Origin of the sequence: Pseudooceanicola algae (assembly GCF_003590145.2) — a bacterium.
Classification (GTDB): Bacteria; Pseudomonadota; Alphaproteobacteria; order Rhodobacterales; family Rhodobacteraceae; genus Pseudooceanicola; species Pseudooceanicola algae.
The window spans coordinates 1339128-1364589 of sequence record NZ_CP060436.1; the positions used below are offsets into that span (position 1 = coordinate 1339128).

Consider the following 25462-nt stretch of genomic DNA (forward strand, 5'->3'; position numbering starts at 1 on the left):
TCGCCGTGGATGGACCCAATTTGCCCTATCCCGCCCGGCCCGATTAACAGATCGGCAATGCCTGTTGTCTATTTCATAAGCCAGATCAGGGCTTCGGGGGGAGCCATCGGCATAAGATCACGCACTGGCAGGGCAACCGGCCAGGGTGCTGTCGCCCCGGGAGTCCCAGAATAGGGAACCAGGAATGACGCTTGCCTCGTCAACGACAAGTGGAGCCGCGGGTCGCTACCCGCCAGGTGCCCTGCATCAGGGGACGGAAGCCGGTTTTGCGACCGCTGTCGCCCTGACACCGGTGCCCTCGCTGCTTGTCGCTCAGGACGGGCAGATCCTGCTGACCAACGCCCCGCTGGAACACTTGTTCGGCTACCCACCAGAGGCCTTGAACAATGCGCCCCTGGACCAACTTCTGCCCGGCAATATCCGTCAGCGCCATCCTGAGCTGATTCACGCCTTCTGGCGCGATCCGACACCGCGCAGGTTGGGCCAGGGCCGCGAATTGTTCGGCCGTCGCCTCGACGGCAGCCTGATCCCTCTGGAAATCGGCCTGACCCCGGTCCGGGTGGATGGACAGGCCCAGGTCTTTGTCACCATCTTCGACATTTCCGCACGGACGATCAGCGAAACCCGGCTGTTGGCCGCGCTCGACGCCTCGGCGGCGGCGATGGTGATGATCAACGACCAGGGGCGGATCGATCTGGTGAACCGGGCCGCCTGCGACATCTTCGGCCTCGAAGCCGCCGCACTGGCCGGAAGCCAGTTCGACCGCTATGTCGCCGATTCTGCCCTGCAGGTCTTTTATGCCTGCCGCGAAGCCTTTCTCACCCAATCCCGGCCCATTCGGATGAGCCAGGGACGCGTGATCGCGATCCGCCATCCTTCGGGCAAGGAAACGCCGGTCCAGATATCGCTGGCGCCCATCGACGGTGGCACGGACGGCAATGTGATGGTGACGCTTGTGGATATGACCAACCGTTTGGCCCATGAACGCGAGTTGAAAAGCCGCAATGATTCTCTGGCCGCGCTGAACGATGAATTGCGCCAATTTTCTTATTCGGCCAGTCATGACCTGCGCGCGCCCCTGGCGACCATCGCCGGGCTCCTTGACCTCTGCCTTGAGGATTTCGACGCCGGTGACGATGTGGAATGCCGCCGCAATATCGCCGAAGCCCTGGCCACCAGCCACCACAACATTCACAAGGTCGAAGCGGTGCTGACCCTGGCCCGATCCGGGCAGGATCTTGAAAGACCGGAAACATTCGATCTGGCCCAGGCCATCCGCAACTGCTGGGAAGACCTGCGTGCCGACCTTGAAGCCGAAGCCGAGGCGGCCGATGCGATCCACCCGACCGAGGAGACGGGCCCGTTTCCGACCTTCACCTTCACGATCACCGGAGAGGCCGTGGTCCGGACAGATTCCCAGATGCTGATGACCGCCATAGAAAACCTTCTGTCGAATGCCTGGAGGTTTCGGGACCGCAAGAAGCGGCACCAATGGGTGACGGTCCGCCTGCGCCTTCATCCGCTGTCCATCGCCGTTTCGGACAACGGCCTGGGCATTGCGGAGGCCGAAATCCCGCGGGTTTTCGAGCTGTTTCGCCGATCCTCGGGCAGTTCCGGTCATGGGCTTGGCCTTGCGCTGGTCCAGAAACACGTGCGCCGCCTCGGCGGGTCCGTCGCCGTCAACAGCGGCCCGGACGGAACCAGTTTTATCCTGACTTTCCCAAGTATGGAGACCGTTTCATGATTCCGACTTACATCGTCGACGACGTCGGCTCGGATCGATACATCGCGCGTCGCCGGTTGCAGAAGGCCGGTCGGTTTGCACCACTGAACGAGGCGACCGATGGGCTGAATTTCCTGGCGACATTTTTTTCCGACGACAGCTTACCCACCGACTCCGGCATCCCGCCGTTGATCCTGATGGATATCAACATGCCCGAGCTGAACGGCTTCGAAACACTGAATGCCATGAAGATCCGCCTGTCCAAGGGAACCTCTGCCCGCCCGGTGGTTGCAATGTTCTCCTCTTCCGACAATGAACGGGACATCCAGCGGTCTGCCGCAACAGGCGTGGTCGAGCATTACTTCACCAAGCCCATCAATGACGAAGCCATCCAGACGATCCTGGAAACCTTCCGCGCCCGTGGCTTTGCGGTCTGACCACACGATGCGACGCCAGCCCTGCCGAACAGGTGCGCCTGCTTGGCCATGCAGAAAGTCTGCGCCAGCCGAGCGGTAGCGCTTTCAATCTCCGGCCTTGCCGGCGCGCGGACTTGCAAAGGAGATCCGCCCGAAGACCGGCAAGGAAGGGGCTTTGCAGCACGCCCCTGCCCTGACTTCGGTCACAGGTGCGCCCTCAATGGGTTCGGAAAACAAAGTTTGTTGCGGGGTTGCGGAAGATCTCTTCCCAATCCGTATCTCCATCCTCCGCGATCATGCCGTAGCTTTGCAGCACTTCGCGGATCTGGCCGGACTCGCCCTTTTGACCAGAAATGCCCAGTTCCTGCCGGATCACATCGCGCATGGCCGAAACAATGTCCTGGCGCTGCGCATCCAAAGCCTCTTGCAGATTTGCCTTGTTGACCTGGGCCCCGACTTCCAACGCCCGCAGGATCAGCTGTCGCAGGGCATCGGGTGTCAGATCGGACTTTGCCTTGTAGTCGATACAGCCACCCTTCATCGCCTCGACCGCAACGTCATGACGGGCCTCGCCACTGATCATCACAACCGGCGCGGATTCGTTCTGGCTACCGTCTTTCATCATCTCGCGTGCAGCCAGCCCGTCGCCGTCAGGCAGCAGGTAGTCGATGAAGACAAGATGATAGGGCCGTTTGGACAGCATCTCGCGAAACTTGGCCATGTCGGGGGCAATGGATACCCGAACCGGCAATTCGGTCCGGCGGCATTCGCGCTGGATGAACATCGCATCGAACCGGCTATCGTCAAGCACCAGAACGTCGATCACCTGCGGCTGGGGTTCACCCCGCGTGACGGTCACCGAGGTACCGGGGGTCATGGGCAGCACCTGTTTTTCACTTGTCTCACCTTGCAATCGCATCGTCATTCCCTCCTGAATGCCGCCCCTCTGTTCAGGAAGGCGCGTACGCCCGAAAGTGTCCCCAAACCCGCTTTCCGAAAACTTAATCAAAACCTCCCGAATGGTTCGAATTCTCCCTTAATTCTGCAAAATTTTCTTTGGGATGAGCACGTATTCCCGGTCCAACCCCGGCCTTTTCTTCGGGATCTTGAACCAATGTTAGGGAAGTATCGCGCAACCTCGGCGCATGTCGGATCAAATCACCACGTCGCACCAGATCACGCCCGCCGCCTCCGTCACCGCTGACGAGGTGGAAGAGCTGATTTATGTCATCACCCACGACCTGCGCGGCAGTTTCCGCGCCATCCAGCTGATCCCCGACTTCATTCGGGAGGACCTCAGCGGGCTCCCCCCGCTTCAGCAAGAGGTGCTGGATGGGCACGTCGGGATGCTGAAGACAATTGCCGGACGCTGCGACCGCATGCTTGTGGATCTGCGCGATTATTCCCGCATCGGGCGCTGTGCCGATCCCGTATCCGATCATGCAGTCAGCGCATTGCTGGACCACGCACGGGCCGACCTGGCCCTGAGCGAAAGTTTTGATCTGACCTCTGCAGGCAGCGGAATCGTGACCGGACCGCGCAACGAACTCAACCTGCTGTTCGCCTGCCTGATTTCCAACGCGGTCAAACATCACGATCAGGACAGGGGTACGATCCGGGTGGCGATCACGACCTCGGGCCAGATGCAGCAGATCAGCATCAGCGACGATGGCCCCGGCATCCCCGCGCATCTGCGCGAAGAGGCCTTCGGCGTACTCCGTACCCTGAAATCCCGCGATGTCTGCGAAGGCTCGGGCATGGGCCTGCCCATCGCACGCAAGATCATCACGCGCCTTGGCGGCTCCGTCACGATCGGTGACAATCCGGCCGGCCGGGGCACCCGGATCACCCTGACCTTGCCCGGTCATCCCGGACAATAGGTGCGCGTCTCCCATTCGCATCCGCACCAACGGCCGGATCGGCACGCAGGATAGGCTTGGCCGCAGCATTCCGGCCACGTCACGCCGCACGCCTGCCCCGCCCCCTTGGCGGCCTGACCTCCGCAGCCTATAAGCGCCCCAGTCAAACCGGAGACCAGGATGCGCAGCGCCGAGATCACCCGCACCACAGCGGAAACCAAGATTTCCGTCACCATCGACCTTGATGGCAGCGGCACCTACGACAATGACACCGGCGTGGGGTTCTTCGACCACATGCTGGATCAACTGTCGCGCCATTCGCTGATCGACATGACGATCCGTTGCGCCGGCGATACCTTCATCGACGATCACCACAGCGTCGAGGATGTCGGCATCGCCCTTGGTCAGGCCCTGACCCAGGCGCTTGGCGACAAGCGTGGCATCCGGCGGTACGGCGATTGCCATCTTGCCATGGACGACAGCCTTCTGCGCGCCGCCCTCGACCTGTCGGGCCGGCCCTTCCTGGTCTGGAATGTTGATTTCCCGACCCAGAAGATCGGCAATTTCGACACCGAACTGGTGCGTGAATTCTTTCAGGCCTTTTCGACCCACGGTGGGATCACCCTGCATGTCGACAGGCTGCACGGGCTCAATTCCCACCATATCGCCGAGGCCGCTTTCAAGGCCGTCGCCCGCGCCCTGCGTGTCGCGGTCGAAGCCGATCCGCGCAAGGGTGACGCGATCCCGTCGACCAAAGGCACGCTTTGAATGCTGACGGTTCTCATCGATTACGAAAGCGGCAACCTGCATTCCGCCGAAAAGGCCTTCCAGCGCATGGCCCGCGAGGTTGACGGCGGCGAAGTCATCGTCTCGGCCCGCCCCGAGGACGTGGCACGCGCCGACCGCATCGTGCTGCCCGGCGACGGGGCCTTTCCGGCCTGTCGCGGTGCACTCGCCGGAGCCGGTGCCGGGTCTGTCCTGGAAGCGCTGAGCGAAGCCGTGGAAACCCGCGGGCGGCCGTTTCTGGGGATCTGCGTCGGCATGCAGTTGATGGCGCGTCAGGGGCATGAATATGCCGAAACCCCCGGCCTTGGCTGGATCGACGGCGAAGTCGAAAAGATCCGCCCCGGCGATCCCGGCCTGAAGGTGCCGCACATGGGCTGGAACGACCTTGTGATCGACACACCCCATCCGGTGCTAGCGGGCATCGAAACCGGTCAGCATGCCTATTTCGTACATTCCTACCACATGGTGGTGAACAGCCCCGAACAGCGGCTGGCCCATGTCGATTACGGCCAGCCGGTGACGGCCATCGTCGGACGCGACACCATGATCGGCATGCAGTTCCACCCGGAGAAAAGCCAGGCGACGGGCCTGCGCCTGATCGCCAACTTCCTGACCTGGGCGCCCTGAAACCGCACCAGCCGGGCCGCAACCGGCCCGGCCAGAAGACTTCTTGCACCCGGCTTATTGCACCCGGCGCCAGCTCTGGCTCTTGCAGAAGGGCCCGACGCAGCCGGAGACCTCCAGCACATTACCCGTCATTTCCATCTTCGAGCGATAGACCTTGCCGGTCGAAGGTTGCCAGATCTTGCCCTCCGCATAGGCCCCGCCGCCCTTGGGCTGCATATCCCAGACGATGGGTTTACCCTTGTTTTCGCTGGAATATTCGCCGCCTGCATTGAAGGTTCGGCTGATCACGCCGCAATACTTGTCGGCGCATGGCGCGATCGTGACATGGGCATAGGCGCCCTCGTCGACCTCGGTCTGCCAGATGCCTTCGACCGGATCGGCCAAGGCGCCCCCGGCGAAGACGGCCAGACCGGTGGCGGCCAGTATCCTGGTGAATTTTCTCATGCGCGTGTCCTCCCTTGCGCCTCTCCTCGCCAAAAGGCTGCCCGCGCGGGGGCGATGCGGCAAGCAGAGCGCTGCGTCACAAGCACCGGCGCGCCCGTCTCCCGGTGCATTGCAATCCCCTGCCCGGCGTTGCAAAAGTCCTGAAAAGACCAGCCACCATGCCGGTCCCGTCAGACAAGCCGAAAGGGCAAGCCGATGATCCTTTACCCCGCCATCGACCTGAAGGACGGCCAGGCCGTACGACTGTTCAAGGGCGACATGGACAAGGCCACCGTGTTCAACGACGACCCCGCCGCCCAGGCGATGGAGTTTGTCGAGGCGGGTTGCGATTGGCTGCACCTGGTCGATCTGAACGGCGCCTTTGCCGGTGCCCCGGTCAATGCCGCCCCGGTCGAGGCGATCCTTGAGCGCACCAAGGTGCCCGCCCAGCTGGGTGGCGGCATTCGCGACATGGCCACGATCGAGACCTGGCTGAAGAAGGGCCTCGCGCGGGTCATCCTTGGCACCGTTGCGGTCGAGGATCCCGCGCTGGTGAAACAGGCCGCCGCCGCCTTCCCCGGTCAGGTTGCCGTGGGCATCGACGCCCGCAACGGCTTTGTCGCGACCAAGGGCTGGGCGACCGAGACCGAGGTCACGGCGCTCGACCTTGCCCGCCGGTTCGAGGACGCGGGCGTCGCGGCGATCATCTACACAGACATCAACCGCGACGGCGCCATGCAGGGACCCAATACCGAGGCCACCGCCGATCTGGCCCGCGCGGTGTCGATCCCCGTCATCGCCTCGGGCGGGGTGTCGTCGCTGGCCGATCTTCAGGCGCTGAAGGATTGTGGCGCGGCGCTGAACGGCGCAATCTCCGGTCGCGCCCTCTACGATGGCGCCATCGACCTGCGCGAGGCGCTTGCGCTTCTCAAGGCCTGAGCGAAAGGGAACCGCGCAATGAAACCTGTCCTGATCTCTACCCTGATGGTGCTGATCCCGGTGATCGCCTATTTCGCCGCGCGTTTTGCGCAAAGCCGCGTCGCCTGTTGGCTGCTGCGGATCGGCGGGCTGGTCTTTGCGCTGACGGTGGCGCTGTCGGTCATCGCCTCGAACCTCTGCGTCGGGGACCTGATGACCGGTTTCGCCGCCTGCTCCGGCCCCGGTTTCGTCGTGCAGGCCTTCAACATGTTCGCGCCCCTGATCCTGATGGGCATCGTTGCCTACCTGTCGCTGGGTCCGGTACTGCTGGTCGTCGCGCTGATTTTCGAGGCCCTCGCCCGCCGCAATCGGCCGGCCTGAGGGCTGGCCAAGCCCGCCCGACGCCGTTAGACCGCGCAGCAACCCCGAGGAACGCCCATGCTGAAGACCCGCATCATCCCCTGCCTCGACGTGGCCGATGGCCGCGTGGTCAAGGGCGTGAATTTCGTGGATCTGCGCGATGCCGGCGATCCGGTGGACGCGGCCCGCGCCTATGATGCCGCCGGCGCGGATGAACTGTGCTTTCTCGACATCCATGCCACCCATGAAAACCGCGGCACCATGTTCGATGTGGTCACCCGCACGGCCGAGCAATGCTATATCCCGCTGACAGTGGGCGGCGGTGTGCGCAGTGCGGCCGATGTGCGCGCCCTTCTGCTGGCGGGGGCGGACAAGGTCAGCTTCAACTCCGCCGCCGTGGCCGACCCGGACGTGATCGCGCGGTCCGCCGACCAGTTCGGCAGCCAATGCATTGTCTGCGCCATCGACGCCAAGACCGTGGCCCCCGGCAAGTGGGAAATCTTTACCCATGGCGGGCGCAAACCCACGGGTATCGACGCGGTGGAATTCGCCCGCCTGGTTGCCGCCAAGGGCGCGGGGGAAATCCTGCTGACCTCGATGGATCGCGACGGCACGCGGTCTGGATTCAACCTGCCCCTGACCCGTGCGATTTCCGATGCGGTCCCGGTGCCGGTAATCGCCTCGGGCGGGGTCGGCAACCTGGATCACCTGGTCGAAGGGGTCACCGAGGGCGGTGCCTCGGCCGTGCTGGCCGCCTCGATCTTCCATTTCGGCGACTACACCGTCCGGCAGGCCAAGGACCACATGGCCGCCGCCGGCATCCCGATGAGGCTGACATGACCGACACCCTGACCCGCCTTGCCGCCACCATCGACGCCCGCAAGGCCGCTGATCCCGACAGCAGCTGGACCGCCCGGCTGCTGGCCAAGGGACCGGAAAAATGCGCCGAGAAATTCGGCGAAGAGGCCATCGAGGCGATCATCGAGGCCACCAAGGGCGACAGGACGCGCCTGACCTCGGAAGCGGCGGATGTGCTTTACCACCTGCTGGTGATGCTGGCGGCGCGCGACGTGCCGCTTGGCGATGTCCTGGCAGAACTGGACCGCCGTGACGGCACTTCTGGAATCGACGAAAAGGCCTCCCGCCCAAAGGGTTGAGCATCGCTCCTGATGTCTGAAAGCCTGGTTAAGCTGCGCCGAGCAGTCGCGGATATTCGATCTTCGGGCAGCGATCCATCACCACACCCACGTCCCGCAGATGCGCCAGCGCCGCGCCCTCCGGACTGACGACGCCCAGTTGCATCCAGATCGCGGAGAGCTTGGGGAAACGCTCCAACGCCTCGGCGACGAGGTCCGGCACGGCCTCGGGGCGGCGGAAGATATCGATCATATCGACTTCCGGCCCGTGGTCGGCGGCCACCTCTTCCAGCGAGGCATATACTTTTTCCCCGAGGATCTTCTGGCCGGCCTGTCCGGGATTGACCGGCAGAACCCGATACCCCGCCGATTGCAGGAATCCCATGACGCCGTGACTGGGGCGATCCCGGCGCGGCGAGGCCCCGACCATCACGATCACGCGGCTGCGTTGCAGAATCGATTTGAGATATGAATCGCTGTATTCCATTCACCAAATCTGGACTTCCGGACGCAAATGGCAATGCCTGCAGCGCCAAGAACCCGCTCTCAGCAAGCAAAAAAAAGGCGCCCAAGAAACTTGGGCGCCAGTGCGGAACGAGGGACAGTGAAAGAAAGCTTCGGCGTTCCGGGCCGTCGCTTCACAACAATAGGTAATGAAAGCCCATTGGATGTGAATAGGTTGTAATATGAATGTGAACGAAACCTTGCACAAAAGACACGCTTAAGGTGACTTGGCCCGGGAATTAACGAATTGTCGCGTAAAGCGAGACCGCCGCTGCATTGGACACGTTGAGCGATCCGAAAGCCCCGGCAAAGTCGATCCGTACCAGAGCATCACAGGTCTCGCGGGTTTTCTGCCGCAAGCCCGGCCCTTCGGCGCCCAGCACCAGTGCGACAGCGCGGTCCTTCTGACCTTCAAGCGCGGTTTCGATCTCTTGCTCCGCTTCCCCGGCCAGTCCCAGCACCAGATAGCCCATCTTCTGCAACTCGGTGATCGCATCGGACAGGTTGCGCACCTGTAGATAGGGCTGGCGTTCCAGCGCCCCGCTTGCGGTTTTGGCCAGCGCGCCGGTTTCGGGGGCGGAATGATGGCGCGGCGCAATCACGGCACAGGCGCCGAAGACCTCGGCCGACCGCAGGATTGCGCCGACGTTATGCGGATCGGTCACCCGGTCCAGCAACAGCACGCGCGGCGGGCGCGTCCCGTCGCCAAGGCAGCAATCCGCGATTCCACCCCAATCCAGCGGTTTCACTTCCAGCGCGGCGCCCTGGTGCACCGATTGCGGATCAATGGGGGCGGCGAAATTACGCGGGTCGCTGATTTCGGGCTCGATCCCGGCCTGGGCAATCGCCTCGGCCAGCTTGTCGGCGGCGTTGCGGGTCAGCACAAGGCGCAGTTTTTCGCGCGCCGGGTTTTCAAGCGCATCACGCACGGCATGCAATCCGAACAGCCAGACGGTTTCGGCCGCGCCGGCCCGTTTCGCCTGTTCCTTCTCGATCACCCATTTGGGTTTTTTCATCGTCTTCACCCCATGCTGCGCAACGCCGCGATCCTGCCCTTATAACGGTCTGGACCCGGTCGGGTACAGTCGTGGATTTCCCACGATTTCAGGGCGTCTCGCCCTCTACGCGCTGCGCGTTTGCGCTGCAAGCTTCCCAAGTGCGAATTTCCTGTTGACGCCCCCCGGAGGCATCGGTAATCACCCCCCACGGTCGACGGAGGCTGAGGCTTCCGACAGATCAGGGCGACGGGCTGCAAGGTGCGGCAGCGGACTGTAACTCCGCCGGGGAGACCCACGCCTGGTTCGATTCCAGGGTCGCCCACCATTCCCCCAGAATGGTGTCTGATGCAGAAATGGTTCAATCCCATAGGCATTTACGCCGACTTTCCCTTGCGGTTTACAGGCCTGGACAATAGGCGCGCTGCCTTGATCATGACGCGGTTTTGGCCGCCAGGGTCCGGCAGGGGGTAAAATTCTCTGGCAATTCCCTGATCGCGACAAACCGGCACTTTTCACAAGCGCATTCGGCGGATATGCTCGAGCCTGTTAAATGTCTCGCTTTTTCACCGCCTTAGAGACCTGTTCCGGGGAACACGAATGACCTCGAAATTCAACATCGTGATTGTCGGGCAGAGCGGCCGACTGCAATATGAAGCGGTGCTTTTCGCCGCCTCGTTGCGTGCCAGTTCTCCGGGGTTCAAGGGCCGTCTTTTCGTGGCAGAGCCCCAGCCCGGCCCGCTCTGGTCGCGTGATCCGCGGATGAACGACCTGGCCGCGCGCGCGCTTCTTGTCGCCTACGGCGCCGAGATCCTGCCATTCGACACGCATCATTTCGGTGACAGCTATCCCCATGGCAACAAGATCGAATGCCTTTCGGCCCTGCCGCCGGGCGAACCCTTCGTGTTCTTCGACACCGATACGCTGATCCTGGACGACATCACCTCGGTTCCCTTCGATTTCGACCGGCCCACCGCATCGCTCCGGCGTGAAGATACCTGGCCGGAGATCGAACTTTACGGCCCCGGATATACGCAGATCTGGAAAAGCCTTTACGACAAGTTCGGGCTGGATTTCGAAAGCTCGCTGGACCTGTCCTGGCCGGACGAATTCTGGCGACGGTACCTTTATTTCAACGCCGGCTTCTTCTATTTCAGCGATCCGGCGCAGTTCGGTGCCGTGTTCCGCGATTATGCCGTGGCGATCCGCGACGACCGCCCGGACGCGCTGGTCTGCCAGACGCTGCAGCCCTGGCTGGACCAGGTGACGTTGCCGCTGGTGGTGCACAAGCTGGGCGGCGGACGCGATGCCCTGCCCGAAGGCCATCTGGATGGCCGGGTCAGCTGCCATTACCGTCATCTGCCGCTGCTTTATGCGCGGGAATCCGATCAGATCGTCAACTTCCTGCATGAGATCTCGCGCCCCAACAAGATCAAGAAGGTGCTGAAGGCCCATGAGCCGATGAAGCGGATGATCTATCAGGAACGCGGACTGAAGGTCCGGGCGTTGTTCGACCGAAACAACCTGCCCGACAAGGAAAAGGCGATCCGCAACAAGATCCGGCGCGAAGGCTTCTGGATGCGCTGACCCGCGCGTCGGTGCCATGGGCGGAAACCATCCGGCGCAGTTGCGTTTTACTTTCGCGACACCCATCCTTACGCTATCCTCAGCCTTCTTCAGACCCCGCGCGGCCGCCTTACTGTCGGTTGCCTCGCTCGGCGGGTCGCAGCCATTCCGATGATCGAACATGCGCCCTGACCTTGCTCTGAAATTCTCTGAAACCGGCCTTGAGCTTCTGCGTCGCGACGACGCGGGATGGCTCAGCGTGGGCCGCGCCGACTTTGACGCCGCGGGCTTTGACGTCAAGGTCGCCGGCCTGTTGCGCCGTGCCGAGGCCGCCGGGTCCGGTCCGTCACGCAGCAAGGTCGTGATACCGGAAAACCAGGTGCGCTACTTCTCTGTCCCCACCAGCGCAGAGGAAACCGAGGCCCCTGACGAGGGCGCGCAGGCCCGCGCGGCGCTGGTCGGGGCGACCCCCTATGCCGCCGAGGACCTTGTGATCGACTGGGTCCGCGACGGCGCGACCCTGAAGATCGCCGCCGTGGCCCGCGAAACCCTGGCCGAGGCGGAAACCTTCGCGGCCCGCTGGGGCTTTATGCCGGTAGCCTTCGTCGCCGCACCCGAAGATCCCGCCGCCTTCCCGCGAGAGCCGTTTTTCGGCCCCACCAGCCTGGCGGCCGGGCTTCTGGGCGAGACCCCGGTGGAGGGCGACGAAAGTCCCCTGCCCCGGATCACCGAAGACCTGCCCCCCCCGCCCGAGGCGGCGACAATCGCCACCAGTCCGGCGCCGTCGAAAACCGCCGCACTTGCAGCAGACGCGCCGCCCGCGCCACAGGTGCAGCCCGTCTCGCCGACGCGTCCGGCACAGGCCCCTGTGGAAGCGTCCGTGACACCTGTCGCCACCCAAGCGGCTGAACCCGAGACGTCGGAACCAGCCAAGACAGAACCGATTGGGCCCGAAACGATTGGGCCCGAAACGATCGACAATGCTGCCCCCGCAACGGGTCCCGCAGATTCTGTCCCGGCCGAGACACCGACGCCTAGCGCGCCCTATGCCCCCCGCGTGGTGCCGCAGCCGGATAGCGAAAAGGATCGCATGACGATCTTCGGCGCACGCGAGGTCGAAAAGAAGAAAAACCGCCTTCTGCCGATGCTGGTGATCGCTGCGGCTCTGCTTCTGTGCGCCGCCGGGGCCTGGGCCCTGCTCAGCGGTGCGCCGTTGGCGATCTTCGACGAACCAGAGCAGCTGTCGACCCTTCAGCCTGAACCGAACGTGTCGCCGGAAGCATCTGACGGAATCACCCCGGAAATCGGTGCGCCCCCGGAGGCACCTTCAGGGGATCTGCCGCGCCAAACCTTGCCAGAGGCCCGAACGACCGCTCCGGAGGCGCAATCGCCTGCGCCCGAAACGCCCGGCACCCTGGCCAACGCGCCCGCACCGACTGCGCCCGGCACGCCGCCGCAGCCCTCGGTGCCGGCCGCACCCTTTACCGAACCACCCGCCCGCGCCGCGCCTGCCACCCCGGTCGAGGCCGCCGCACGCTACGCCGCGACCGGCATCTGGCAACGCGCGCCCATGCCTAGCATCGCCCCGCCGGGCAGCACGCTGGACGCGCCCGATATCGCTGTCGTCGCGGCTGTGGAACACCCGCCCGTGGTGACCGGTGCCCTGCCCGACCCGCTTGCGGTGCCGACCCCGGAAGCGGCGCTTCAGGAACCACCCCTGCCACCCGCGGCTGATCAAAGCTTTGCGCTGGATGATCGCGGCCTGGTGATTGCGACACCCGACGGGGCGGTCAGTCCGGCAGGGCACATGGTCTACCTAGGCCGCCCGGACAAGGTGCCGCCCGCGCGCTCCGTCCCGGAGGTCCCCGAGCATCAGACCGATCCCGCGACAAGCGCCGACGCGGACCGCGACCCCGAGGACCCGGCCTTCGACGGGCCGGAGACGCAAGTGGCCGAAAGCCCCCTGGGCGATGTCCGCCCCAAGGCCCGCCCGAACGACTTCCTGCCCGAACCGGAGGCCGAAGAGCTGGCCGATGCGGAACCCGATGCCGATGAACCGGAACTGGCCGTTCCGACGATCTTTGCCATCCGCCCCCATGCACGACCCCGGGATTTCGAAACACAGATCGCCGCTGCCCGTGCCGCCGCTGCAGCCGCCGAAGCCACAGCAGTCGCCGTTGCGCCCACGCAGACCACCACCCCGCCGTCCCCGTCGCAGGACAGCGTCACACGCGTGGCGACTGACAAACGTGCGCTGAACCTGAAGGATCTCAACCTGATCGGGATCATGGGAAAAAGCTCTGACCGATCCGCGCTGATCCGGATGCCAAATGGGCGTATCCTGAAGGTGAAGGTCGGCGACCGCCTTGACGGGGGCCGTGTCGCGGCCATCAGCGAGGACCAGTTGAGATACGTGAAATCCAACCGGAACCTTCTGCTGGAAATGCCCTGACACGGCCCGCTGGCCTGTCAGGAACGTGATCGCTCGGCCCTCGGCTGTTGCCAGTTGCCGCCAGATATCTATCATTCAAGACGGATACGTACCGGCGCAGGCATTGCCCCACGGCGCGCGGCGGGTCACGGCGCGGGCAACGAAAACACACAGCGCTGCCGGGGCCGTCAGGCGGCGCGAGATACCAAGCCTGCAGGGAAACCAAGCGGGCATGACGGGTTAGCCGGTGAGGTTAGTAACCTGACCGGAAAGGGAAAAGACAGCAAGGACGCGCATGGAAAGTTTCCTCTATCAGGCCACGATCTATCTGACGGCTGCGGTGATCGCGGTGCCGATTGCCGCGCGGCTCGGGCTTGGCTCGGTCCTGGGTTACCTCGCCGCCGGGATGCTGATCGGCCCGGTGCTGCATCTGGTCGGGCACGAGACCCACAGCCTGCAGCATTTTGCCGAATTCGGCGTCGTGATGATGCTGTTCCTGATCGGGCTGGAGCTTGAACCCCGTGCGCTTTGGGATATGCGGCACAAGTTGGTGGGGCTTGGGGGCCTGCAAGTGGTGCTGACCATGCTGGCGGTCATGGGCACCAGCATGGCCTTCGGTATGGTCTGGAACAGGGCGCTGGCGATCGGGATGATCTTTGCGCTGTCCTCGACGGCCATCGTCCTGCAGACGCTTTCGGAAAAGGGGCTGATGCAGACGCAGGGGGGGCGGTCGGCATTTGCGGTGTTGCTGACCCAGGATATCGCGGTGATCCCGATGATCGCCTTCCTGCCCCTGCTCGCGCTCTCTGCCGCCACCGGCAGCCCGCAGGAGGCCGCAGTCCTGACAGAAGGCGTCGCGCCGGGCCCCGAAATCGTCACCGCCGCAACCGAAGCCGCCTCGCTGATCGGCAACCTGCCGGGCTGGGGCATCACCCTGGTGACGCTGGCGGCTGTCGGTGCGATCATCCTGGCCGGGAATTACCTGGTTGGGCCGGTCTTCCGCTTCATTCATTCCGCCCGCCTGCCAGAGATGTACACGGCCCTTGCCCTGGCAATCCTGATCGGCACCGCGTCACTGATGAACATCGTCGGCCTGTCGCCGGCCCTCGGCGCCTTTTTGGCCGGGGTGGTGCTGGCCAACAGCGAATTCCGCCACGAGCTGGAAAGCGACATCCAGCCCTTCAAGGGTCTGCTGCTGGGGCTGTTCTTCATCACGGTCGGCGCCGGGATCGACTTTGCGATCTTCCTCAATGATCCGGTCAGGATCGTCGGTATCGCGCTTTGCGTCATGGCGCTGAAAGGCGCGATCCTCTGTCTGCTCGGCTACATCTTCAAGCTGCGTCACCGCAATCTGGTGCTGTTCACACTGGGACTGGCGCAGGCCGGTGAATTCGGCTTCGTGCTGATTGCCTTCTCGCGCCAGCTTGAGGTGCTGCCTGCGGATCTGGCGGAATCGGTGCTGTTGTCGATCACCCTGACCATGCTGCTGACTCCGTTGTTCTTCATCATCTACGATCTGATTTCACGCCGGATGGACGAAACCGCCGACCCGACCGAGGATGAGGCCTTTGAAGACGAAGGGATCGTCATCATCGCGGGCATCGGCCGTTTCGGGCAGATCGTGAACCGCATGGTGCAGAATTCGGGGTTCAAGACGGTGATCCTGGACAATGACCTGGAAACCATCGAGGTCATGCGCCGCTTCGGCTTCAAATGCTACTTCGGCGACCCGACCCGCCCCGACATCCTGCATGCCGCCGGGTTGTCCAAGGCGCGGGTGCTGGTCGCGGCGATGGATGACAATGACGCGGTCACCAAGCTGGTCAAATACGCCCGCTCCGAAAGGCCTGAGCTGCATATCATTGCCCGCGCCTATGATCGCAGCCATGTCTACGGCCTGTTCCGCGCCGGTGCGGATGACATCGTGCGCGAGACGTTTGACAGTTCCGTGCGCGCCGGTCGCTATGTGCTGGAAAACATCGGGTTGACGAATTTCGAAGCGGCCGAGGCCGCCAAGATCTTTTACCAGCATGACCGCATGACCATGCGCGAACTGGCCGAGCTTTGGGATCCCGACACGCCCACCAAGCAGAACGCCGAATATATCGCCCGCTCCAACGAACTTGAAAAGGACCTTGAAGCGGCGCTGCTGGCGCGGCTGTCCCCGAACGAGGACGACGCCGCCTGACCGTCCCTATCCGTCGGCAACACCCGCTTCGGCAAAGGTGGCCATACCGGACAGGCAGGCAATCGCAGCGCGGATCAGCGGGATCGCCAGCGCGGCCCCCGACCCTTCGCCAAGGCGCAGACCAAGGCCCAGAAGCGGCGGCTTGCCGAGCTTTTCCAGCAGCGCGGGATGCGCGCTTTCGGCGCTGGCGTGACCGGCAACCGCGTGATCCAGCGCCGTCGGGCTTTCCGCCGCAAGGCAGGCGGCCGCGGCGCAGCAGATGAAGCCATCGAGCAGCACCGGAATGCCCAGTACCCGCGCCCGCGCCATCGCCCCGGCCATCGCCACGATTTCACGCCCTCCCAGACACCGGAGCGTTTCCAGACCGGTCCCGGGGTGATGCAGGGCAACGGCGTCAGTCACCACGGCGGCCTTGCGCGCCACGCCGCTGTCATCCAGACCCGTGCCGCGCCCGACCCAATCAGCGGCCTCTCCGCCGAACAGCGCCAGGGCGATGGCGGCGGCCGAGGTCGTGTTGCCGATGCCCATTTCCCCCGTCACCAGCAGGTCGGCCTGCGGGTCGACGGCGTCCCAGCCGCAGCGCAGGGCTGCAAGCAGTTCATCTTCGTTCATCGCCGGGGCTTCGCAGAAATCCCGCGTGGGTCGGTCGAGATCCAGCGCATGCACGGTCAGTTCCGCGCCTGCAACCGCCGCCAACTGGTTGATCGCTGCGCCACCTACCTTGAAATTCGCCACCATCTGCACCGTCACCTCCGGCGGAAATGCCGAAATACCGCGCGCGGTTACCCCGTGATTCCCTGCAAAGATCAGCACCTGAGGCCGGTTCAGCGCCGGACGCTCGGCGCCCTGCCAGCCAGCGTACCAGATCGCCAGATCCTCAAGCCTGCCAAGCGATCCGGCGGGTTTGGTCAGCTGCGCATTGCGCGCACCCGCCGCCTGTTGCGCGGCGGCATCCGGGCCCGGAGCCTCCGCCAGAAGGCTGCGAAATTCGGCGAGCGAGGTAAAGTCCGGGGTCATGGCAGATCCATTGCAATTCGATGTGCCCCCGTGTCTAAAGCCCGTGAGACAGGGAGCAACCGGAAAGATGACCCCACCCGACAAAGGCCCTTCGCCGGTGCAGGACCTGTTGGCCAGCCTCGGGCTGCTCAGTCGCCTGCCGCTGCCCACCCATGTGTCGCGTGGCGGCGCGGCAGCCTGGGCCTATCCGCTGGCCGGGGCAATCCTCGGGGCGCTGGCCGGAATGGTCGGGCTGATCGCCACAGGGATTGGCCTGCCTGCCGAGGCCGCGGCGCTGCTGGCGCTTCTGACCGCGGTCCTGCTGACCGGTGGCCTGCACGAAGACGGTCTGGCCGATAGCGCCGATGGGCTTTGGGGCGGGATGACAGTCGCGCGGCGGCTGGAAATCATGAAGGACAGCCATATAGGCGCCTATGGCACCATGGCGCTGATCCTTGGCCTGCTGGCGCGCTGGCTGGCCCTGACTGCCCTTTTCGAAGTCGGCGGGACCGAAGGTCTGGCGGCTATGTTCACCGCGGGCGCCCTGTCTCGCGCCGGGATCACCGGCCTGATGGCCCTGATGCCGCATGCGCGACCCGATGGCCTGTCCCGCTCGATCGGGCCCGTGGCGCGCGGGACCAGCGCCCTGGCACTTGGGCTGGGTGCGGTCATTGCGATTTTGCTCTTCGGGGGGGATGCCGTACCGGCCGTGCTGGCGGGCGGGGTCGTACTGTGGCTTTTTGCGCGGCTGGCCAAGGCCAAGATCGGTGGTCAGACTGGCGATATCCTCGGGGCCGGACAGCAGTTGGCCGAGATCGCCGTACTTTTCGCGCTGATCGCCTGAGCCCAAAGAAAAAGGCCGCAGCTTGCACCACGGCCCGATCCTGGTAACGGTTGTCGCGCGCCGATCAGGCGGCGCGGCTGACCAACACTTCGTCAACCTGACGGGCTGCGGCCACTTCGTCGCCACCGGCAACGGCAGCCACTTCGCGGGTCAGGCGTTCCAGCGCGGCTTCGTAAAGCTGACGTTCGGAATAGCTTTGTTCGCGCTGATCGTCGCTGCGGTGCAGGTCGCGCACGACTTCGGCGATGGCGATCAGGTCACCGGAGTTGATCTTCTGTTCGTATTCCTGGGCACGGCGCGACCACATGGCCCGCTTGACCTTGGCCTTGCCTTTCAGGGTCGTCATGGCGCGGCTGACCACATCCGGGCTGGAAAGCGAGCGCATGCCCACCTCGGTCGCCTTGTGGGTGGGGACGCGCAGGGTCATCTTGTCTTTTTCGAAGGAGATCACGAACAATTCCAGTTCGATACCAGCGATTTCCTGGCTTTCGATGGACATGATCTGACCCACACCATGGGCCGGGTAGACAACATATTCGTTCGGGCGAAACTCGGATTTCTTCGTTTTGGTCATTCAGGTTCTTCCTCACAAACCCTCTCTTCCGAGGGCACGAAACCGTCCGGCGCCGACCAGCGGCACCAAACGCGATTCGATTGCTCATCAGATGTTGGTCCGGCGGTCAGCAGCGCCCGCGAACCGGCAAAGGGTCGTCATTGTCATATGTAACGACAATATATACCACAGAATCGGGCATTCTGGAAGGGCACTGCTACGCGGCCCTTACCGATGGGTAAATGTGGCCTCAGCCGCCCTCGCCCGGCGCTTCCGAGAAATACTTTTCCAGCTTGCCGGATTCGCCGTCACGATCGGCAGCATCGGGCATCGGTTCTTTCTTGGAGATGATCACCGGCCAGAGTTCGGCATATTTGCCGTTGAACTCGACCCACTTTTCCATGTCCGGCTCGGTATCCGGGCGGATCGCATCGGCCGGGCATTCCGGTTCACAGACGCCGCAATCAATGCATTCGTCGGGGTGGATCACCAGCGTGTTCTCGCCCTCGTAGAAGCAATCCACCGGGCAGACTTCGACGCAGTCGGTGTATTTGCAGGCGATGCAGTTATCGGTGACAACGTAGGTCATGGCTTACTCTTCAGGCTCGGTCAGAGGTCTAGCTAGACCAGCGCAACGGATCATTCAAGCGCCCCACGGCGATCAAGATCGAGTTTCCTTCGGTCACGCTTGGTCGGACGAGAATTGCCCTCGATCCGGGCAATAGGTGGAACGGGTTTCTTCGGCGGATCTTTCGGGCCGAGGTCTTCGTAAAGGCCCTGGGCTTCGGGCGCGGGACCGCGACGGGTGCCAAGGGCGGTGATACGGATCACCCGCACGGTGTCGCCCTGCGTAAATGTCAGAACATCGCCCAGCCCCACGGCCGAGGCCGCCTTGGTGGCATGGCGGCCATTGATCCGCAGATGGCCCCCGATGGCGCAACTGGCTGCCAGACCGCGGCTCTTGAAGAACCGGGCCTGCCAGAGCCATTTGTCCACGCGGAGCTTCTGCGTTTCAACCAAGGATCAGCTCTTGTCTTTCAGCCCCATCAGCGCCGCGGCGAAGGGGTTGTCGGGGTCGATCCGATCCTTCTTCTTCGGCGGAGCGGATTCAAAGACCTTGGCCTTGTTGCCACCCTGCGGCTTGCCACCGGGTTTGCGCGGCTTGCCCTTGGAGCGGTTGTCGCGCCCGCGATCGCCGGACGCCTTGTCGCCCCCCTGCCGATCGCCACCCTGACCTGCGGATTTGTCGCCGCCGGTTTTCTGACCACGCGCCTGCGGCTTGCCGTCATTGCGGCGATTGCCGCGATCCCGGTTCTGCCGCGCCGCCCGTCCACCCCAGGTGAAGGTAAAGAAGGTCTCGGCTTCGGGCTCCTCAGCTGGAACAGAGGTCGCATCGGCAATGGCGTCGCTCGTCTCCGCAGGGGCCTCGGCCTCTGCGGGGGCTTCGGCGGCGGGCTCTGCTTGCGCAACTTCCGCTTCGGGCTTCGCGGCATCGGCATCGGAAACAGGTGTTTCCGTCGCAGCAACCGGGTCCGTCTCAGCGCCAGCTTCCGCAACCGGATCAGTCGAACCTTCTTCGGCTTGTTCCGTGTCAGGCTTTTCCGATTCCGCTTCGGTCGTGTCGGCTTTGGCGGCCTCGGGCGTCGCAGCCTCGGGTTTCACCTTGGCCCGCTCGCCCTTTTCGGCCTTGTAGCCAAGACCCTGCATGAGGTCGGCGAATTGTTCCAGCGTCATGCCGGTGATCGACAGCATATCGGCCTTGGCTTCGAAACCAGCCCGGCTGTCTTCGGGACGCAGCATGTCGGCCAGACGTTCCAGCATGTCGATGCGGATCGCCCGTTCGCCGGCGGCACGGTAGCCGGCCATGGCGTAATAGCCCTGCGGCAGGGATTTCTGCGCCACGACGGTCACCAGACCGGGGGGCGGCGCTTCGGGGAATTCCTGCAGATCACGGGCCAGCGACCAGAGCACCAGGCGCAGGCGCGTCGGCGCGGGCTTCAGCAGCAGCGGCTGGAAGATCGTGTACTGACCGAAACGCACGCCATGCTTGCGCAGCGCGCCCCGGGCTTCCTGATCCAGCGCCTTCACGTCATCGGCCACCTCGCCACGCGGCAGGATGCCGAGCGCTTCGACCAGCCGGAAGGCAAAGCCGCGCGCCAGACCCGAAAGGGCCTCGTCACGGCCTAGATTCAGCAGCGGTTCGAACAGCGCGGCAATCTTGCGGTCGATGAAGTGCTGCAGGCGGCGCTGCACCTTCTGAGCCACGTCGGGACCGGCTTCGTCATCGACGAAGGCCACGATCTGCGGCTTCAGGGGCTCGTCGCCCTTGGCCAGCTTTCCGACCGCCTGGTCGCCCCACATGAGGCCCCCCTGCTCGGTAAAGTCGATCTCGGTGTCGGGGGCGTTGTAGAAACGGTCCGCGCGCAGGTTGAAATGCGGCACCAAAGCCTGAAGGCTTGCCTGGCGCAGCGTCTTGGCCTCCTGTCCGGAGGCCTCCTTGTCCTGACGGAACCGGAAGCCTTCCAGACGGCCTACGAATTCGCCTTCGACGGTGACCTCTCCGGTCTCACTAACTTCGGCCAAGAGGGCCTCCTTCTGCTTGAGCCGCCGCAACAACACGCTGGTGCGCCGGTCCACAAATCTTTGGGTGAGACGCGCATGAAGCGCGTCCGACAAGCGGTCTTCTACCCCGCGCGTTTCGCCGCGCCAATGACTTTCGTCACGCAGCCAGTCTTTGCGCTGTGCGACATAGGTCCAGGTGCGGATGAAGGCCAGCCGCTTGGACAGCGCATCGATATCTCCGTCGACCCGGTCGATGCGCTTAACCTGCGTGGCAAGCCAATCGTCCGGCACCTGCCCCGATTCGTGCAGGAAACCGAAGATCCGCATCAAAAGGGAGGCGTGTTCACTATGACTGATTCCCCGGAAATCGGGAATGCGGCAGACGTCCCAAAGCAGGCGGACAGACGCCGGATCGCTGGCACGGGCGCTGACTTCGGCATCCGACGCCATGTTCTTGAGCGCCAGAATGTCATCCGCATCGCGGGCGCGCAGCAATCGCTCATGCGCCGGGGGCCGTTCCAGCGAGTCGATCAGCGATGTGATTCCCCCGAAGTTGAGCTTGTGGTTGCGCCACTGCAACTTGCGGATCGGGGTAAAGCGGTGCTCGGTGATCGCCTCGATCACCTCCTCGTCCAGGGGCGAGGCTTCGCCGGTGACGCCGAAGGTGCCGTCGCTCATGCCCCGGCCCGCGCGCCCGGCGATCTGGGCCAGTTCGTTGGGGGCCAACATGCGCATCCCGCGGCCATCGAATTTCGTCAGCGACGAAAAGGCGACATGTTTGACATCAAGGTTCAGCCCCATGCCGATCGCATCGGTGGCCACCAGGTAATCGACATCACCGTTCTGATATAGTTCGACCTGGGCATTGCGGGTGCGGGGCGACAGCGCGCCCATGACGACCGCCGCGCCGCCCTTCTGGCGCCGGATCAGTTCGGCCATGGCATAGATGTTGTCGACCGAGAATCCGACGACCGCGCTGCGCGCCGGCATGCGCGAAATCTTGCGCGACCCGGTATAGCCAAGCTGCGACATCCGCTCTCGTTTCAGGAAAGAGGCCCCGGGGACCAGTTCCGCGATGACGCCGCGCATGGTCTCGGCCCCGAGGAACAGGGTCTCCTTCTGTCCGCGTGCCCGCAGCAACCGGTCGGTGAAGACATGGCCGCGCTCGGGATCAGCGCAAAGCTGGATCTCGTCGATCGCCAGAAAATCGCAGCCCATCCCTTCGGGCATGGCTTCGACGGTGCAGACCCAATACTGGGTGCGCGGCGGAACGATCCGTTCCTCGCCGGTGACCAGCGCCACGACCGAAGGCCCCCGCGCCGCGACGATCTTGTCGTAAACCTCGCGCGCCAGCAAGCGTAGCGGCAAGCCGATGACGCCGGAACGATAGCCCAGCATCCTGTCGATCGCATAATGGGTCTTGCCGGTGTTGGTCGGGCCAAGCACGGCCGTCACGCGGGCCTGTGCCGACATCGAAGCGGACGGGGCCGAAAAAGCTGCTGTCACCTGCTACCTCCCTCTCACCGGGCCACGGGGCGGGCCCTGATTGAGCGGTCTCAGATATCGCTGCCCCCGAGGCCGCGTGCAAGCCGATCCCTTCCGGCAAGGGCCTCTTCATGGGCCGGGTAGATCGCCAGGATCGCGGAATAGCCCGCAAAGGCGGCCTCGACACGGCCGGTCTGTTCCAGGATCAGCGCCATGCCGTAGACCGCCTGAAAGTTACGAGGATTGAGGGCAACGGCGTTTTCCAGGTCCGACAAGGCAAGGCCAAGTTCCTCTTGCTGGAAGAAGGCCTGCGCGCGCAAGTGCCAACCTTCGGCGAAATCCGGCGCATGGTCTATCAGGGCCGACAGATGACCGACAGCGGCCGGCAGATCGCCGGCCTCCAGCGCGTCCTTGCCCTGACGCAACAGCAGATCCATGGTCGGGGAACCGGATCGCGACCAGATCATCCCCAGTTCGCGCACGATTCTGCGCGCCTCAACCGGCTCGGCATCGGCCAGAGCGTCCATCAGGGCGATTTCCGGTTCAGTGGCGGGCGCCTGGCCCGAACCCTGGGCCAGCCCGCCCCCGGTTGAGGCGAGGAGTGACGCAGCGGCACATGCCGCCAGGACAAAATTGCGATATAACAACTGGGCGATCATATTTTAGAAATTACCTTGTTCAGGATCGAATGTGACCCCCGAACACTAATAATTGATGGAAGGCACAAGATGAGCGACGTTATTTCGAAAGTCATTGCTGCTCTGAAGGACAAATTGAGCGGCGAGACCTTGGACGGGTCGGCCAAATTCATGATCGAGGAAGAAGGTGCCGTGATCGTCGACGGCTCCGACATCCGAGCCAGCGACGAGTCGGAGGCCGCAGATGTCACCCTGACGGCCGATGCGGAAACTGTCGAGGACCTGCTTTCAGGGGATCTTAACCCGACCTCTGCATTCATGACCGGCAAGCTGAGCGTCGACGGTGATATGTCCAAGGCCATGCAACTGGCCGCAATCCTCAGCTGACGGGTCCCCTGGGACCGGCCCGGGCTTGCCGGGATGCGGTCCCTCGCCCCGTCCGGACCCTCCGGGCTGCTCGTATGCCCGGATGGCGCCTCAGTCTGCGTGGATTGCGCCCCCGACGCTCTGCCACGACGCCAATTGACCGCAAACCGGATGTTTCCATGGACCCTGCCCCGTTCTTTTCCGATATCGACGACGGCCCCGAAGGCGCTCATGCGGCCTGGTTGAAAACGCCGGACGGTCTACGCCTGCGGGTTGGGATCTGGCCTGTCGAGCAGGCGCGTGGGACAGTTCTGCTGTTCCCCGGCCGCACCGAATATGTCGAGAAGTACGGCCGTGCGGCGCAGGATCTGGCCGGGCGCGGCTACCAGACGCTGGCGATAGACTGGCGTGGCCAGGGCTTGTCGGATCGCGTGGCGGGGGATCCCGCCCTTGGCCATGTGGCGCAATTCGCCGATTACCAGATCGACGTGCAGACCCTGCTGGCCGCGCTGCCCGATCTTGGCATCACCGGCCCCTGCTACCTGCTGGCCCATTCCATGGGCGGCGCCATCGGGCTGCGGGCGCTATATGAAAACCTGCCGGTTCAGGCCGCCGCCTTTACCGCGCCGATGTGGGATATCGAACTGCATCCCCTGCTACGTCCCATCGCCTGGGCGATCAGTTCTGCCTCGACCTCCTTCGGCTTGCCCGAAGCGCTCTCCCCCGGCACGAGGTCCGACACCTATGTGCTTTACGAGGATTTCGCAGACAACAAGCTGACCACCAACGCCGAAATGTACGACTACATGCGAAGGCAGGCCCGCGCGCACCCGGAGCTGATGATCGGTGGGCCGACGATGAAATGGCTGTTCGAGGCGCTGCGGGAGACCCGCGATCTGGCCCAGATGTCCGCCCCACCGGTCCCCGCATTGGCCATCCTCGGCACCGGGGAATCCATCATCTCGTCCGAGCGGGTGGTAAAGCGCATCACCGCCTGGTCCGGGGCGCGGCTTGAATGGGTAAAAGGCGCGCGCCACGAGGTCATGATGGAGGGGCCGGCCATCCGTGCCTTCACCTTTGACCAATGCGCGGCCCTTTTCGACAGCCATCCCGCTTAGGACGGCCCGCCCGACGGGTCAGGCGCCCAAGTCACGCGGGCGGCAGGCCGGACCTGGCCCGCCGCCCGCGCGCGTCCTAATCCTGACGGACCTCCTGGCGCTGATGGCCGAGGCGCTCGATCCGCAAATCCATCACATCGCCTTCCCGCAGATAGCGGGGCGGGGTCATCCCCATGCCGACGCCCGGCGGGGTGCCCGTGGCGATCACGTCGCCGGGTTCCAGCCGCATCATCTGGCTGAGGTAGGACACGATCTGACGGACCGAAAAGATCATCTTGGCGCTCGATCCGGTCTGGGCGCGTTCACCGTTCAGGTCAAGCTCCAGCGCAAGGGACTGCGGGTCACCGACCTCATCCGCACTGACCAGCCAGGGACCGATCGGCCCGAAGGTGTCACAGCTCTTGCCCTTGGTCCAATTGCCACCGCGTTCGATCTGGAAGGCCCGTTCCGAGACATCGTTGACGATGGTGTAACCGGCGACGTAGTCCAACGCGTCCTGTTCCGAGACGTATTTGGCTTCGCGCCCGATCACGATGCCCAGCTCGACTTCCCAATCTCCCTTCAGGGCGCCGCGCGGCAGGTAGACCGGATCATAGGGGCCGGAAATGCAACTGGTCGCCTTCATGAAGACGATGGGTTCGCTGGGTTCGGCCATGCCCGCCTCGGCGGCATGATCGGAGTAGTTCAGGCCGATGGCGACCAGCTTGCCGATCCCGGCAACCGGCACGCCGATCCGCGGGGAACCTTCGACCAGCGGCAGGCTTTCGGGATCGGGTTGGGGCAGCGCGCCCAGAACCTTGCCCGAGAGATCGCCGATCACGCCGGACAGGTCACGGATGCGGCCTTCGCCGTCGAGCAGGCCGGGTTTCTCGGCCCCGATCTCTCCGTATCGCAGATAGCGCATTGATGTCTCCTTCATCACTTCGGCCATAGGTATGCGGCGCAGCTTGGCCATTCTCGGGCCGATG

General features: G+C 64.0%; 26 protein-coding genes and 1 tRNA gene. 16 read left to right on the forward strand and 11 right to left on the reverse strand.

Annotated elements, in window-relative coordinates; translation table 11 throughout:
• The first annotated feature begins 184 nt into the window (after window positions 1–184).
• Window positions 185–1744 carry a sensor histidine kinase gene (locus tag PSAL_RS06340; protein WP_119840661.1) on the forward strand — a complete coding sequence of 520 codons (1560 nt, stop codon included), beginning with the start codon at window positions 185–187 and terminating at the stop codon, window positions 1742–1744.
• Window positions 1741–2160: a response regulator gene (locus PSAL_RS06345; RefSeq protein ID WP_119840662.1), complete on the forward strand. Its 420-nt coding sequence runs from the start codon at window positions 1741–1743 to the stop codon at window positions 2158–2160. The genes PSAL_RS06340 and PSAL_RS06345 overlap by 4 nt, the downstream gene beginning before the upstream one ends.
• Window positions 2161–2356: 196 nt before the next feature.
• Here PSAL_RS06345 and PSAL_RS06350 read toward each other — a convergent pair whose 3' ends face one another.
• Window positions 2357–3016: a response regulator gene (locus PSAL_RS06350; protein WP_196222885.1), complete on the reverse strand. Its 660-nt coding sequence runs from the start codon at window positions 3014–3016 to the stop codon at window positions 2357–2359.
• Between the two features lie 268 nt (window positions 3017–3284).
• Between PSAL_RS06350 and PSAL_RS06355 the strand changes: the two genes are divergently transcribed.
• The 3 genes from PSAL_RS06355 to hisH all read left to right on the forward strand — a co-directional run bounded on the left by PSAL_RS06355 (window position 3285) and on the right by hisH (window position 5411).
• Window positions 3285–4019 (forward strand): sensor histidine kinase, encoded by a 735-nt coding sequence (locus PSAL_RS06355; RefSeq protein WP_119840664.1) that lies wholly within the window; start codon window positions 3285–3287, stop codon window positions 4017–4019.
• Between the two features lie 159 nt (window positions 4020–4178).
• Entirely contained in the window at window positions 4179–4766 is a 588-nt protein-coding gene (hisB, locus tag PSAL_RS06360; RefSeq protein WP_119840665.1) for an imidazoleglycerol-phosphate dehydratase HisB, read from the forward strand.
• Window positions 4767–5411, forward strand: a complete 645-nt coding sequence (gene hisH / locus PSAL_RS06365) for an imidazole glycerol phosphate synthase subunit HisH (protein ID WP_119840666.1) — start codon at window positions 4767–4769, stop codon at window positions 5409–5411.
• A gap of 54 nt (window positions 5412–5465) precedes the next feature.
• Here the strand turns inward: hisH and PSAL_RS06370 are convergent, their stop codons facing one another.
• The gene (locus PSAL_RS06370; RefSeq protein ID WP_119840667.1) at window positions 5466–5855 is read right to left on the reverse strand and encodes a DUF2147 domain-containing protein; all 390 of its coding nucleotides are present in this window, start codon (window positions 5853–5855) and stop codon (window positions 5466–5468) included.
• A 195-nt stretch (window positions 5856–6050) separates the two neighbouring features.
• On the opposite strand from PSAL_RS06370, the gene hisA reads away from it, so the two are divergent.
• From hisA to PSAL_RS06390, 4 genes are read left to right on the forward strand one after another with little or no spacing between them, the layout of a single operon-like run.
• On the forward strand, window positions 6051–6773 hold the full coding sequence (gene hisA / locus PSAL_RS06375) for a 1-(5-phosphoribosyl)-5-[(5-phosphoribosylamino)methylideneamino]imidazole-4-carboxamide isomerase (protein WP_119840668.1): 723 nt from the start codon (window positions 6051–6053) through the stop codon (window positions 6771–6773).
• Window positions 6774–6791: 18 nt separating this feature from the next.
• Window positions 6792–7133 carry a hypothetical protein gene (locus tag PSAL_RS06380; RefSeq protein WP_119840669.1) on the forward strand — a complete coding sequence of 114 codons (342 nt, stop codon included), beginning with the start codon at window positions 6792–6794 and terminating at the stop codon, window positions 7131–7133.
• Between the two features lie 57 nt (window positions 7134–7190).
• The gene (gene hisF / locus PSAL_RS06385) at window positions 7191–7952 is read left to right on the forward strand and encodes an imidazole glycerol phosphate synthase subunit HisF (protein ID WP_119840670.1); all 762 of its coding nucleotides are present in this window, start codon (window positions 7191–7193) and stop codon (window positions 7950–7952) included.
• Window positions 7949–8269 (forward strand): phosphoribosyl-ATP diphosphatase, encoded by a 321-nt coding sequence (locus PSAL_RS06390; protein ID WP_119840671.1) that lies wholly within the window; start codon window positions 7949–7951, stop codon window positions 8267–8269. Before hisF ends, PSAL_RS06390 begins: the two co-directional genes overlap by 4 nt.
• A gap of 28 nt (window positions 8270–8297) precedes the next feature.
• Here PSAL_RS06390 and PSAL_RS06395 read toward each other — a convergent pair whose 3' ends face one another.
• Together PSAL_RS06395 and rlmB are read right to left on the reverse strand one after the other, a co-directional pair.
• Window positions 8298–8735: a CoA-binding protein gene (locus PSAL_RS06395; protein ID WP_119840672.1), complete on the reverse strand. Its 438-nt coding sequence runs from the start codon at window positions 8733–8735 to the stop codon at window positions 8298–8300.
• A gap of 256 nt (window positions 8736–8991) precedes the next feature.
• Window positions 8992–9768 carry a 23S rRNA (guanosine(2251)-2'-O)-methyltransferase RlmB gene (gene rlmB, locus PSAL_RS06400; RefSeq protein WP_119840673.1) on the reverse strand — a complete coding sequence of 259 codons (777 nt, stop codon included), beginning with the start codon at window positions 9766–9768 and terminating at the stop codon, window positions 8992–8994.
• A gap of 223 nt (window positions 9769–9991) precedes the next feature.
• On the opposite strand from rlmB, the gene PSAL_RS06405 reads away from it, so the two are divergent.
• The 4 genes from PSAL_RS06405 (at window position 9992) to PSAL_RS06420 (ending at window position 15932) form a co-directional block, all read left to right on the forward strand.
• Window positions 9992–10075 (forward strand) — tRNA-Tyr (locus PSAL_RS06405).
• Window positions 10076–10347: 272 nt separating this feature from the next.
• Complete coding sequence (locus tag PSAL_RS06410) at window positions 10348–11334, forward strand: hypothetical protein (RefSeq protein ID WP_119840674.1); 987 nt, start codon at window positions 10348–10350, stop codon at window positions 11332–11334.
• Between the two features lie 160 nt (window positions 11335–11494).
• The gene (gene pilP, locus PSAL_RS06415; RefSeq protein ID WP_119840675.1) at window positions 11495–13765 is read left to right on the forward strand and encodes a type IV pilus biogenesis protein PilP; all 2271 of its coding nucleotides are present in this window, start codon (window positions 11495–11497) and stop codon (window positions 13763–13765) included.
• A 274-nt stretch (window positions 13766–14039) separates the two neighbouring features.
• Window positions 14040–15932: a monovalent cation:proton antiporter-2 (CPA2) family protein gene (locus PSAL_RS06420; RefSeq protein WP_119840676.1), complete on the forward strand. Its 1893-nt coding sequence runs from the start codon at window positions 14040–14042 to the stop codon at window positions 15930–15932.
• 6 nt (window positions 15933–15938) lie between these two features.
• Here PSAL_RS06420 and cobT read toward each other — a convergent pair whose 3' ends face one another.
• Window positions 15939–16949 (reverse strand): nicotinate-nucleotide--dimethylbenzimidazole phosphoribosyltransferase, encoded by a 1011-nt coding sequence (cobT, locus tag PSAL_RS06425; RefSeq protein WP_119840677.1) that lies wholly within the window; start codon window positions 16947–16949, stop codon window positions 15939–15941.
• Window positions 16950–17016: 67 nt separating this feature from the next.
• Here cobT and PSAL_RS06430 point away from each other — a divergent pair, with 67 nt between their 5' ends.
• On the forward strand, window positions 17017–17772 hold the full coding sequence (locus PSAL_RS06430; protein ID WP_119840678.1) for an adenosylcobinamide-GDP ribazoletransferase: 756 nt from the start codon (window positions 17017–17019) through the stop codon (window positions 17770–17772).
• Window positions 17773–17836: 64 nt separating this feature from the next.
• Here PSAL_RS06430 and PSAL_RS06435 read toward each other — a convergent pair whose 3' ends face one another.
• The 5 genes from PSAL_RS06435 to PSAL_RS06455 all read right to left on the reverse strand — a co-directional run bounded on the left by PSAL_RS06435 (window position 17837) and on the right by PSAL_RS06455 (window position 23019).
• Window positions 17837–18346: a CarD family transcriptional regulator gene (locus tag PSAL_RS06435; protein WP_119840679.1), complete on the reverse strand. Its 510-nt coding sequence runs from the start codon at window positions 18344–18346 to the stop codon at window positions 17837–17839.
• A 229-nt stretch (window positions 18347–18575) separates the two neighbouring features.
• The gene (gene fdxA / locus PSAL_RS06440) at window positions 18576–18914 is read right to left on the reverse strand and encodes a ferredoxin FdxA (protein WP_119840680.1); all 339 of its coding nucleotides are present in this window, start codon (window positions 18912–18914) and stop codon (window positions 18576–18578) included.
• Window positions 18915–18964: 50 nt separating this feature from the next.
• On the reverse strand, window positions 18965–19321 hold the full coding sequence (locus PSAL_RS06445) for an RNA-binding S4 domain-containing protein (RefSeq protein ID WP_231388633.1): 357 nt from the start codon (window positions 19319–19321) through the stop codon (window positions 18965–18967).
• 27 nt (window positions 19322–19348) lie between these two features.
• Entirely contained in the window at window positions 19349–22360 is a 3012-nt protein-coding gene (locus PSAL_RS06450) for a helicase-related protein (protein WP_119840682.1), read from the reverse strand.
• A gap of 83 nt (window positions 22361–22443) precedes the next feature.
• Window positions 22444–23019, reverse strand: a complete 576-nt coding sequence (locus PSAL_RS06455) for a tetratricopeptide repeat protein (RefSeq protein ID WP_231388634.1) — start codon at window positions 23017–23019, stop codon at window positions 22444–22446.
• An 81-nt stretch (window positions 23020–23100) separates the two neighbouring features.
• Between PSAL_RS06455 and PSAL_RS06460 the strand changes: the two genes are divergently transcribed.
• Both PSAL_RS06460 and PSAL_RS06465 read left to right on the forward strand, forming a co-directional pair.
• Window positions 23101–23397: an SCP2 sterol-binding domain-containing protein gene (locus tag PSAL_RS06460; protein ID WP_119840683.1), complete on the forward strand. Its 297-nt coding sequence runs from the start codon at window positions 23101–23103 to the stop codon at window positions 23395–23397.
• A 158-nt stretch (window positions 23398–23555) separates the two neighbouring features.
• Complete coding sequence (locus PSAL_RS06465) at window positions 23556–24494, forward strand: alpha/beta fold hydrolase (protein WP_119840684.1); 939 nt, start codon at window positions 23556–23558, stop codon at window positions 24492–24494.
• A gap of 76 nt (window positions 24495–24570) precedes the next feature.
• Here PSAL_RS06465 and PSAL_RS06470 read toward each other — a convergent pair whose 3' ends face one another.
• Window positions 24571–25398, reverse strand: a complete 828-nt coding sequence (locus tag PSAL_RS06470; protein WP_119840685.1) for a fumarylacetoacetate hydrolase family protein — start codon at window positions 25396–25398, stop codon at window positions 24571–24573.
• Window positions 25399–25462 lie beyond the last annotated feature (64 nt).